This is a genomic window from Staphylococcus sp. SUC_1.2, assembly GCF_026222585.1.
The window spans coordinates 1-11,003 of record NZ_JANJPM010000048.1 but is presented as its reverse complement, the minus strand read 5'-3'; the positions used below and the strand labels follow the sequence as shown (position 1 = coordinate 11,003).

At 29.3% G+C, this 11,003-nt stretch carries 13 protein-coding genes and 2 tRNA genes; all 15 read left to right on the top strand.

All coding sequences use genetic code 11. The features are described from left to right. Positions 1-180: 180 nt before the first annotated feature. The 15 genes from NR218_RS11950 to NR218_RS11880 all read left to right on the top strand — a co-directional run bounded on the left by NR218_RS11950 (position 181) and on the right by NR218_RS11880 (position 10,988). Positions 181-660, top strand: a complete 480-nt coding sequence (locus NR218_RS11950) for a PH domain-containing protein (protein ID WP_017174793.1) — start codon at positions 181-183, stop codon at positions 658-660. Continuing rightward, positions 650-2,152 (top strand): PH domain-containing protein, encoded by a 1,503-nt coding sequence (locus NR218_RS11945; protein WP_017174794.1) that lies wholly within the window; start codon positions 650-652, stop codon positions 2,150-2,152. Before NR218_RS11950 ends, NR218_RS11945 begins: the two co-directional genes overlap by 11 nt. After that, positions 2,145-2,621, top strand: coding sequence for a PH domain-containing protein (locus NR218_RS11940; RefSeq protein WP_017174795.1), 477 nt, complete (start codon positions 2,145-2,147; stop codon positions 2,619-2,621). The genes NR218_RS11945 and NR218_RS11940 overlap by 8 nt, the downstream gene beginning before the upstream one ends. Before the next feature lie 27 nt (positions 2,622-2,648). Continuing rightward, positions 2,649-3,002, top strand: a complete 354-nt coding sequence (gene acpS, locus NR218_RS11935) for a holo-ACP synthase (RefSeq protein WP_017174796.1) — start codon at positions 2,649-2,651, stop codon at positions 3,000-3,002. Between the two features lie 42 nt (positions 3,003-3,044). Further along, positions 3,045-4,190 (top strand): alanine racemase, encoded by a 1,146-nt coding sequence (gene alr / locus NR218_RS11930; RefSeq protein WP_017174797.1) that lies wholly within the window; start codon positions 3,045-3,047, stop codon positions 4,188-4,190. Positions 4,191-4,275: 85 nt separating this feature from the next. Beyond that, the gene (gene mazE / locus NR218_RS11925) at positions 4,276-4,446 is read left to right on the top strand and encodes a type II toxin-antitoxin system antitoxin MazE (RefSeq protein WP_002448681.1); all 171 of its coding nucleotides are present in this window, start codon (positions 4,276-4,278) and stop codon (positions 4,444-4,446) included. Beyond that, positions 4,443-4,805: a type II toxin-antitoxin system PemK/MazF family toxin gene (locus tag NR218_RS11920; protein ID WP_017174798.1), complete on the top strand. Its 363-nt coding sequence runs from the start codon at positions 4,443-4,445 to the stop codon at positions 4,803-4,805. Before mazE ends, NR218_RS11920 begins: the two co-directional genes overlap by 4 nt. A 371-nt stretch (positions 4,806-5,176) precedes the next feature. Next, complete coding sequence (locus tag NR218_RS11915) at positions 5,177-6,178, top strand: SpoIIE family protein phosphatase (RefSeq protein WP_017174799.1); 1,002 nt, start codon at positions 5,177-5,179, stop codon at positions 6,176-6,178. Between the two features lie 85 nt (positions 6,179-6,263). Next, positions 6,264-6,590 carry an anti-sigma factor antagonist gene (locus NR218_RS11910; RefSeq protein WP_002448686.1) on the top strand — a complete coding sequence of 109 codons (327 nt, stop codon included), beginning with the start codon at positions 6,264-6,266 and terminating at the stop codon, positions 6,588-6,590. 28 nt (positions 6,591-6,618) lie between these two features. Then, positions 6,619-7,071 carry an anti-sigma B factor RsbW gene (rsbW, locus tag NR218_RS11905; protein WP_049335593.1) on the top strand — a complete coding sequence of 151 codons (453 nt, stop codon included), beginning with the start codon at positions 6,619-6,621 and terminating at the stop codon, positions 7,069-7,071. Further along, complete coding sequence (gene sigB / locus NR218_RS11900) at positions 7,046-7,816, top strand: RNA polymerase sigma factor SigB (protein WP_017174800.1); 771 nt, start codon at positions 7,046-7,048, stop codon at positions 7,814-7,816. The genes rsbW and sigB overlap by 26 nt, the downstream gene beginning before the upstream one ends. Before the next feature lie 125 nt (positions 7,817-7,941). Further along, on the top strand, positions 7,942-10,089 hold the full coding sequence (locus tag NR218_RS11895; protein ID WP_072291708.1) for a Tex family protein: 2,148 nt from the start codon (positions 7,942-7,944) through the stop codon (positions 10,087-10,089). Further along, positions 10,082-10,534: a SprT family protein gene (locus NR218_RS11890; RefSeq protein WP_017174802.1), complete on the top strand. Its 453-nt coding sequence runs from the start codon at positions 10,082-10,084 to the stop codon at positions 10,532-10,534. The genes NR218_RS11895 and NR218_RS11890 overlap by 8 nt, the downstream gene beginning before the upstream one ends. Positions 10,535-10,804: 270 nt before the next feature. Continuing rightward, positions 10,805-10,890: transfer RNA gene (locus NR218_RS11885), tRNA-Leu, on the top strand. Between the two features lie 24 nt (positions 10,891-10,914). Continuing rightward, a tRNA-Gly gene (locus NR218_RS11880) sits at positions 10,915-10,988 on the top strand. Positions 10,989-11,003: the final 15 nt, after the last annotated feature.

The window sequence follows — 11,003 nt, the reverse complement described above, 5'->3', positions numbered from 1 at the left end:
TGATTATAAGTTACCTATTAAATTTATAAATGCTTATACTAATATTATTTTAAAGAAAAAGAGGATAATTGATCGTATTTAAATAGATAGTATTCAGTTTTGGTTTTTACATTAATATCTATCATATTATTTTTAAAAAATAGTATGATATAATAAAAAAAAATTGTTAAGGAGTTTATTGTGCAATTACATCACTCTTTTCATAAAAGTCCTAAATCCGCATTTTTATATCATTGGTTAGTAAGTGGAGTCACGTTACTAATAGAGCTCATTATTTTAGGTGGTGGGTTGTGTTGTTGGAAAGCATTTCACTGGCCACATTTTATTTTTTATATTCTACTTGTGTTAACTATTTGTTCTCTTATTCGTTTTATTCTCCAACCTATCAATAGATACTCTTATAGATTTTATAATATAGAAAATAAGAACATAGAAATTTTAAATACTTTTATTTTTAAAAGGTACAAAACAACAAAAATTGAAAGGTTACAACTTTTAAAGGTTAAAACAAATCCGTTATTGAAACAGTTTAATCTTAAGAGAATCATTGTTGTAACTGCAGGTCATGAACTCACAACACCTGTTGTTTCTAATAAAGAAGCAGAACGATTAATATTACATATCTTATCACAAATGCGAGGTAGTAATGATGATATTTAAACCTCAAAAACTGCATCCGATTTCTTATTTCACGGGTCTAATAAATGTTATAAAGCAAAACATTTTTGTCATTATCGTGTTTATTGGATTTAATATATGGAATTTTGATTTTACAAATATTAGACATTATATTGGACCAGGTATCTTTTTATTGATTATTCTTTTTTCTATGATTAATCAATTTCAAAAAGTACGTCTAACGCGTTATTGGATAGAAAATGATCAATTTATAGTCACATCTGGATGGTTAAATAAAAAACGCAAAGAATTAAATTTGAATCGAATTCAATCCTTAGATACCACACAAGGACTGATTAATCAATTAGTAGGTGGAGTACGATTACAAATTAAAACGCCGAGTGATGGTATTGAACTTGAAACGATTTCGAAACAACAAAGTGAATTGATTGAACGTACAATTAAAAAAAGACAACTTCAGTTAGATAGTCAAGAAATAGAGACTAATCATAAGCCCAATAATAGCGAACAAGAATTAATATCTGAAGATAATAGTAATAATAAAGTAATTTTTAAAATGTCTAATAAACTGTTGATTTTTATGTCATTGACCAGTGGCGTGATAGGTGTAGCATTCGCCACTATTTCCCCTATTATAGGTGCATTTGAAGATGTTATCCCATGGGAAAAATGGACGTCTCGTCTTTTTCAATGGATACAGTCAGTGACGTTTTTAGTGACTATTATTATATTGACTGTACTTATATTTTGTTATGTTATAGGTACTCTAATTGTTTTTCTCCGTTATTATAACTATACAATCACACAACGTGATAATGAGTTGAAAATTACTTATGGATTACTAAATGTAAAAAATATCACAGTGCCTACTGAACGATTACAAGCAGTTATAGAAAAACAGTCATTTATTAGAAAGTTATTTGGATATACCTCTATATACTTTATTATTACAAGTGATTTAGAAGTTAAATCTAATGAAGATGTAAGTGAAAATGGAAAAATTATGATTCTTCCATTTATTAATAAAAAAGAGGCATATTCTATTATTAGAAAATTAATTCCTGAAATGCAATTTAACTCTATTACTGAAAATGTACCAAAACGAGGATATCATCGACATTTTTTTATACCTAGTATCATATTAATTCTTGGTGCAACTATAGGTGCTTACTATTGGAGTATATGGAGTTATATGATAGCGATAATTATGATTATCTTTATGGCAATTCATGCGTATGTGTATATATCTGTTTCTGGATTATGCAATAGAAAAAATGAAATTGCACTTCGTCAAGTAAGTATCATGCATATTAATTCTTATTATTTTAAAAAGGATAAAATTATTGGTATGAATGTTAATCAAAATCCATTGTTAGAAAAGAGCCATTTAGCACATTTACATTTTATTATAGCTAAGGGTGCGGTAAATGAAGATATTAAGCTTAAATATGCTTCTGAAAAACAGGTTCAATTAAATATTGAGACCTATTTAGGAGGGTCTAAGATTGAATGAACATAGTTTTATGAACACGAGTGGTCTAAAGGTGATGAGAATCACATCATTGATAGGGCTTATAATTATTACTGTTTTTTTATTTCTACTCAATATGATAGATGTTTATTTTACTCATATATCAAAACTTTCAATTAATATCATTATTTCTATAGTCATTATATTGCTTTATATCATACTATTTATTATTGTTATTCCGCTTCTGAGATATCATTATTTCAGTTATTACTATGATGAAAACGAGATTCATATTAGAAAAGGTATCATAACTGTTGAAACAGATATGATACCGTTTTATAGAATACAAAATATAGAAGTCATAGAAGGATTCATAATGAGAAAATATAAATTAGCACATCTTCATTTATCTACTGCAGGTGGAGAATGCAATATAGAACTAATTGCAAAAAAAGAAGCGATTTATTTAAAACAAATGATTCAAAATAGAAAACACGAACTATATGAATGATAAAGGATAATTAAGTGAGGTGTGGATATGATACATGGTATTGGTATTGATTTAATTGAAATTGACCGAATAAAAGACGTGTATATTAAACAAAGTGATAAATTAATACATAGAATACTAACAGAGCAAGAACAGCAAAAATTTAACTCTTTTAAAAATGATAAAAGAAAATTAGAATTTTTAGCAGGACGATTTGCAACTAAAGAAGCATTTAGTAAAGCATTAGGAACAGGGTTAGGAAAAACGGTAGCATTTAATGATATTGATTGTTATAACGATGAAAAGGGGAAACCTTGCATCGAATATCCTGGTTTTATTGTTCATGTCTCGATTACGCATACACAACATTACGCAATGAGTGAAGTAATATTAGAAAAGTAAATCATATCAATTTTTTATAAGTTTAAATAAGGAGGACTTCATATGTCAGATGTTGCTTATAGACCGACATATTTAAATGTAGATCTTGATGCCATTCTATACAATTATAATATTTTTAAAACACTTCAAAGTGATAAGTTGGTGATTCCTGTAATTAAAGCGAATGGATATGGATTAGGAAGTGTAAAAATAGCAGAAATTTTAGAAAATAATGGGGCTCAATTTTTTGCAGTTGCTACTTTAGATGAAGCCATTGAATTACGCTTACATAATATAAATGCTAAACTATTAGTTTTAGGTGCGATATCACCGAAAGATATAAATAAAGCGATTCAATATGACATTACCTTAACTGTGCCTTCACAGTTTTGGTTAGAACGAGCGATTCATTATATAGAAGATAACTCAGATCATGTATATCTTCACGTGAAATTAGATACAGGAATGGGAAGACTAGGGATTAAAACGCTTGAAGAGTATCAGTTAGTCATTAATCTTATTAAAGAACATCCAAATCTTATTTTTGACGGCGTTTTTACTCACTTTGCCAATGCAGATGAACCTGGTGATTCAATGAAACAGCAATATGCATTTTTTGAAGAGTTGGTAACAAAAGCAGAGCGACCAAAATATATACATGCTCAAAACTCAGCGGGCGCTTTATTAGCAAATTGTAAATTATGCAATGCGTTAAGACTTGGAATTTCACTATATGGTTATTATCCTTCTGAATATGTTAGAAATGAAGTTGATGTTCAATTAAAACCAAGTGCTAAATTAATAACTCAAGTTGTTCAAACTAAATATTTAAATCCTGGAGACTCTGTAAGTTATGGAAGTACATTCACTGCAACTGAAAAAATGAAAATAGCGGTTTTACCAATTGGATATGCAGATGGTTTCTTAAGATCTATGCAAGGATTTGCCGTAAATGTCAATCAACAGCAATGTGAAATCATTGGAAGAGTATGCATGGATCAAATGATTATTAGTGTACCAGATGATGTGAAAGAAGGAGATGAGGTTATTTTAATAGATAACAATTTAAATTCTTCACAAGCAGTAGAGGCATTAGCTGTAAAACAAAATACAATTAATTATGAAGTTTTATGTAATTTAGGACGCAGACTTCCAAGAATATATTATTTAAATAAAAAATTTGAAGTTACAAATGAATTATTAAATTAGTATAGTCACTTGTTACAAAATTTGTTATTATAAAACTAAATTAAAGTTTATAATGTCTTGTTTGTATCAATTGGAGGTTCATAGTATGTTAACTTTTAATCAGAATAGAAGCCATAGTCTTGAACAATCATTAAAAGAGGGCTATGTCCAAATGGCCGATTTAAACCTCTCCCTAGCAACAGAAGCATTTCCATTAGAATGTGAAGCTTGTGATTGTAACGAATCATATCTTACATCTAATTATAAAAGTGAATGATTAGAAGAGGCGATGTATATTTAGCTGATTTATCACCAGTTCAAGGGTCTGAACAAGGGGGAGTAAGACCTGTAGTTATCATTCAAAATGATACTGGTAATAAATATAGTCCTACAGTAATCGTTGCTGCGATTACTGGTAGGATTAATAAAGCGAAAATACCAACACATGTAGAAATAGAAAAGAAAAAATATCGTTTAGATAAAGATTCAGTCATTCTTTTAGAACAAATACGAACATTAGATAAAAAAAGATTGAAAGAGAAACTTACATATTTATCAGAAGATAAAATGAAAGAAGTTGACGATGCATTGGATATCAGTTTAGGTTTACACGATGTTCGTCCTCAAAAAAATTAGTATTTTATATGTATAATCCAAAAAATATGAAATAAACTTTTGAAATAAATCAATTGTACTTTTGAAAAGTTTTAATTAGACTAAATTCAGTTGAATTCAATGATAGTATTGAGTAAGTTTATGACTATTTAGAGATATCGCAGTAGTTAACTGAATTGAAAATATTTAACTCAAGTTTTCAATTTCAATTAACCTTGCGGGGGTAAGACAGCATATTCACAAAATGAATACTGTCTTGCTCCCTTTTTAAGTAGAAGAGTTATTTTAGAATAATATACATTTGATATTAATGAATAAATTTAAAATGTTGTATTGTGTCAGACAATATTTAAACATATTTTAATCAGCTATGAAGTAAGGAGGCAAAATTCGTGGAAGAATTTAAAAAAAACTATAAGCAACTTATAGATGAGAGCTTGGTTACTAAAAATAAAGAACAATTTTTAAAGAAGTGCGATGAATTCACTGAAGAAGTAATCAAAAAGGATATTCTACCAGAAGATGTTGTTGATTTACATAAAACGTATATTGCTTCTTTAAATTTAAAAACATCTCAAATCTTAGATACATTAGATGTATTAGAAGAAGTAGTAAAAGGCTTTGGATATAGCTATAGAGATTATCAAAATTTAGTTGATAAAATGCAATTCCACGATAAAGAAATTGACTTAGCCTCTAGACTTCAACAAACGATGTTAAAAACAGACATTCCACAGTTTGATAGTATACAAATAGGTGTTATTTCAGTAGCTGCTCAAAAAGTAAGTGGAGACTATTTTAATTTAATTGATCATAGAGATGGTACGATGAGTTTTGCTGTAGCAGATGTTATAGGGAAAGGGATTCCAGCAGCATTAGCAATGAGTATGATTAAATTTGGAATGGATTCCTATGGTCATTCACAATTACCAAGTGATGGTTTAAAACGACTCAATCGTGTGGTAGAAAAAAATGTTAATCAAAATATGTTCGTCACGATGTTTTATGGACTATATGAAGAAATGAATCACTTATTATATTGTAGTTCAGCAGGTCATGAACCAGGATACATTTATAGAGCTGAAACTGAAACATTTGAAGAAATTGAAGTTCGAGGAAGAGTACTTGGTGTAAGTCAACATACGCGATATAGTCAACAAGAAATTCCAATATATTTAGATGATTTAATTATTATTTTTACTGATGGTGTAACAGAAGCTAGAAATAAAAAGGGGGAGTTTATTGCAAAAGATACTGTTCTTAATTTAATTAGAAAATATAAGCATATGCATCCCCAAGATATTGTTCAAATCTTATATGAAGCCATTTTAAAAATACAAAATACGCAAAAAAGAGATGACATGACAATTTTAGTAATAAAAAGAGTGAATTAATTATTTAATTTTTTGATTATATTATAATAATAATGGGTATAGTTGCTATAGTATACATATCGAAAAAGATTAGGAGTGTAAGTAAATGAATCTTAATATAGAAACGATAACCCATGATGACTATTATGAAGTTATTGTTGGTGGAGAGTTAGACGTATATACAGTACCCGAGTTAGAAGAAGTACTTGTGCCTATGCGCCAAGAAGGAAATCATGATATTCACGTGAACTTAGCAAATGTAAGTTATATGGATTCAACGGGTTTAGGCTTATTTGTAGGAACATTAAAGGCTCTAAATCAAAATGATAAAGAATTATATATTTTAGGTGTCACAGATAGAATTAGTAGATTATTTGATATTACTGGTTTAAAAGATTTAATGCACGTTAATGAAGGAACGGAGGTAGAGTAATTTGTCACTCAAAAATGATTATATTGAAATGAAGTTACCTGCCTCAGCAGAATATGTAAGTTTAATTCGCCTTACCTTATCAGGAGTATTTACAAGAGCAGGTGCTTCATACGATGATATTGAAGATTCAAAAATTGCAGTAAGTGAAGCGGTTACTAATGCTGTCAAACATGCGTATAAACATAGTGAACAAAATGGTATGATTAATATTTGTTTTGAATTATTTGATGACAAAATTAAGATTATTATTTCAGATCAAGGTGAAAGTTTTGACTACGAATCTACAAAATCAAAATTAGGGCCTTACCAAGAAAACGAAAATATCGATTTCTTACGTGAAGGTGGGCTAGGGCTATTTTTGATTGAATCATTAATGGATGAAGTAAAAGTTTCAAAAGAGTCTGGTGTAACAATTAGTATGATTAAGTATATAAAAAAAGAGCAGGTGCCAAATAATGACGAAAGAGTCGAAATCAGTTAATGAGATATCACCTGAACAAATTAACCAATGGATTAAAGAACACCAAGACAATATAAATCCTCATGCGCAAGATAAATTAGTTAAACATTATCGCAAACTAATTGAATCATTAGCATATAAGTATTCAAAAGGACAATCACATCATGAAGATTTAGTTCAAGTGGGTATGGTTGGTTTAATAGGTGCTATTAACAGATTTGATATATCTTTCGATCGCAAATTTGAAGCATTCTTAGTGCCAACTGTTATTGGTGAGATTAAAAGATATTTACGAGATAAGACATGGAGCGTTCATGTTCCTAGAAGAATTAAAGAAATTGGTCCAAGAATAAAAAAAGTGGGCGATGAACTTACGAATGAACTCGGACGTTCTCCTTCAATTTTAGAAATTGCGAACCGTTTAGAAGTAAATGAAGAAGAAGTATTAGAAGCCATGGAAATGGGTCAAAGCTATAACGCACTTAGCGTAGATCATTCAATTGAAGCAGATAAGGATGGATCTACAGTTACATTGTTAGATATTATGGGTCAACAAGATGATAATTACGACCTTACTGAAAAACGAATGATTCTTGAACGTATTTTACCAATCTTATCTGATAGAGAAAGAGAAATTATTCAATGTACTTTCATTGAAGGATTAAGTCAAAAGGAAACTGGTGAACGTATTGGACTTAGTCAAATGCATGTATCTAGATTACAACGAACTGCAATACGAAAATTACAACAAGCTGCTAAGCAATGAAATTGAGGAGCGACCAATGAGTTCATATTGAATTCTATGGCGCTCCTTTTATTGTTAAAAATGTAATGTAAAAATAAAGATATGTTAAAATTAAAGAGAATTTATATACAAAGAGTGGTTATAACATGGAAAAGACATTAATTAATGATATTGTAAAAAAATATCAATTTTTAGAAAAACAAGTCATAGCTGTATTAAATCTATTAGAGGAAAATAACACAGTACCTTTTATTGCCAGATATCGAAAAGAAGCAACTGGTGGTTTAGATGAGGTTCAAATTAAACAAATATCTGATGAATATCAATATGTAGCGCATCTTCAAAAACGTAAAGAAGAAGTTATACATAATATTGAACAACAAGGTTTACTTACTGATGAATTAAAGCAAGACATTCTTCAACAAACAAAATTACAACGTGTAGAAGATTTATATCGTCCTTTTAAACAAAAAAAGAAAACTAGAGCAACTGAAGCAAAACGAAAAGGATTAGCACCATTAGCTCACTTTTTAATAGAAGGACAAAGTATGAATGTAAATGAAGAAGCTAGAAAATATTTAAGTGAAGAAGTTAAAACAGTTGATGAGGCAATTCAAGGTGCTCAAGATATTATTGCTGAACGTATTTCGGATAATCCTAAGTATCGACAACGTTTACTTAAAGACGTTTATTATCAAGGAAAGATTGTGACAACAAAGAAAAAACAAGCAAATGATGAAAAAGAGATATTTAGTATGTACTATGATTATTCTGAGCCTATAAAAAGAATAGTTAATCATCGAATTTTAGCAATGAATCGTGGAGAAAAAGAAAAAGTATTGTCAATTAAAATTGAATTTGATACTACTTCAATAGAAACATTTATACAATCGCAAGAAGTAAAAAAAGCTCATCAACTAGTTGAATATATTGAGTCTGCAATTAAAGACAGTTTAAAACGTTTAATCTTGCCTTCAATTGAAAGAGAAATTCGAAATGATTTAACTGAAAAAGCAGAGCATCACGCTATAGAAGTGTTTAGTGAAAATTTAAAACATTTATTATTACAGCCTCCTATGAAAGGTAAACAAATTTTAGGTGTCGATCCAGCATTTAGAACTGGATGTAAATTAGCTGTTATTAATTCTTTTGGAACATTTATTGCTAAAAGTGTTATATATCCTCATCCTCCAAAATCTAAAATAGAATTGGCAGAAAAAGAATTAGTTAGAATGATAACTGAAAATAATGTTGAATTAATTGCAATTGGTAATGGTACAGCAAGTCGTGAAACGGAACAATTTGTAGCAAATGTAATAAAAAAATATCAACTAAATGCTCAATTTATTATCGTAAATGAAGCAGGAGCTTCTGTATATTCTGCTTCTGAAATAGCAAGAAATGAATTTCCAGAGTTTCAAGTTGAAGAACGAAGTGCAGTGTCTATTGGTAGACGTGTGCAAGATCCGCTTAGTGAATTAGTGAAAATTGATCCTAAATCTATTGGAGTAGGACAGTATCAACATGATGTAAACCAAAAAGAACTTGAACAAGCTCTCACATTTGTCGTAGAAACTGCAGTTAACCAAGTAGGTGTAGATGTAAATACCGCTTCAAAATCTTTACTTCAATATGTTTCGGGATTATCAAGTACCATTGCTCAAAATATAATTGATTATCGTGAAGAAAATGGATCTATAAAGCATCATTCCGAAATAAGCAAAGTAAAACGTTTGGGTAGTAAAACGTTTGAACAAAGTATCGGATTTTTAAGAATAGTTAATGGTAAAGAACCATTAGATAATACATCTATTCATCCAGAAAGTTATCAAGCGACATATCAGTTTTTAGAAAGTTTACAACTATCAATTGATGATTTAGGTTCAGATAAACTTAAACAAACACTTAGCGATATTAATATTGAAGAAAAATCAAACGAAATTGGAATAGGCAAACCAACACTAGAAGATATTATAAAATCTCTTAAAGCGCCAAATCGTGATCCTCGTGATAGCTATGAAACACCACAGTTAAAATCTGACATATTATCAATCGAAGACTTGTCTAAAGGTATGAAGTTAAGTGGAACGGTTAGAAATGTAGTAGATTTTGGAGCATTTGTAGATATAGGTGTTAAACAAGATGGTTTAGTTCACATTTCAAAATTATCAAAGAAATATGTTAAAAATCCTATGGATGTTATTAGTGTAGGAGATATAGTTGATGTTTGGATTTTAAATATTGATAAAAATAAAGAAAAAGTATCATTGACTATGATTAATCCTAATGAATAATAAAATGCTTCAAAAGTTAGTAGAAACAACTTCACTTGAGTATTTTAAACAACCTTTTAAACATAAAGCGTATTTTAATTCTCGATTACGAACAACAGGCGGACGATATGTATTATCTACACACCATATTGAGATTAATCCGAAGCAATTTTCTCGTTTTGGAAAAGAGGCTTTAATAAATATCATAAAGCATGAACTATGTCATTATCATTTACATTTATCCGGAAAAGGTTATCAACATAAGGATCATGACTTTAAAATGCTAAGCAATAAAGTTCAAGCACCAAGATTTTGTCAGCCGATTCAAAGCTATGAAGAAAGAGCAAATTATATATATCAATGTTGTAAATGTAAAACTACATATCTAAGAATTAGAAAAGTTAATACTGATAAAATGAGATGTGGTAAATGTGGAAGTAAATTGAAATTAAAGATGTATTTATAAATAAATTTAAATATGAACAATAAGACTTTACTAATATAACAATGTCCTTTAAAAACCTACAATGTTGTAGGTTTTTAAACTTTTTAATAAAAACTATTGACTTATGTTTAAAAAGTATGTATTATAGTTATCGTTGTATTAATGAATGACGTAAACATTAAAAAATAGTAAATTTGTTTAAAATAATATTAAAAAGTTATTGACTTTTTATTACAAATCATTTACAATAAATACTGTTCTCGATAATCAATAGATTATTGCGTTTTGCCAGCGGTCGTGGCGGAATGGCAGACGCGCTAGGTTGAGGGCCTAGTGGGAGAAATCCCGTGGAGGTTCAAGTCCTCTCGGCCGCACCAAATCAATTCCAATCATTATATATTGCGGGTGTAGTTTAATGGCAAAACCTCAGCCTTCCAAGCTGATGTTGTGGGTTCGATTCCCATCACCCGCTCCATTATAAATTTTAAAT

Bases quoted from the DNA above. Each gene is read 5' to 3' on its own strand.
- NR218_RS11945 (WP_017174794.1), top strand. From the start codon at position 650: ATGATATTTAAACCTCAAAAACTGCATCCGATTTCTTATTTCACGGGT.
- acpS (WP_017174796.1), top strand. From the start codon at position 2,649: ATGATACATGGTATTGGTATTGATTTAATTGAAATTGACCGAATAAAA.
- alr (WP_017174797.1), top strand. From the start codon at position 3,045: ATGTCAGATGTTGCTTATAGACCGACATATTTAAATGTAGATCTTGAT.
- mazE (WP_002448681.1), top strand. From the start codon at position 4,276: ATGTTAACTTTTAATCAGAATAGAAGCCATAGTCTTGAACAATCATTA.
- NR218_RS11920 (WP_017174798.1), top strand. From the start codon at position 4,443: ATGATTAGAAGAGGCGATGTATATTTAGCTGATTTATCACCAGTTCAA.
- NR218_RS11910 (WP_002448686.1), top strand. From the start codon at position 6,264: ATGAATCTTAATATAGAAACGATAACCCATGATGACTATTATGAAGTT.
- rsbW (WP_049335593.1), top strand. From the start codon at position 6,619: ATGAAGTTACCTGCCTCAGCAGAATATGTAAGTTTAATTCGCCTTACC.
- sigB (WP_017174800.1), top strand. From the start codon at position 7,046: ATGACGAAAGAGTCGAAATCAGTTAATGAGATATCACCTGAACAAATT.
- NR218_RS11895 (WP_072291708.1), top strand. From the start codon at position 7,942: ATGGAAAAGACATTAATTAATGATATTGTAAAAAAATATCAATTTTTA.
- NR218_RS11890 (WP_017174802.1), top strand. From the start codon at position 10,082: ATGAATAATAAAATGCTTCAAAAGTTAGTAGAAACAACTTCACTTGAG.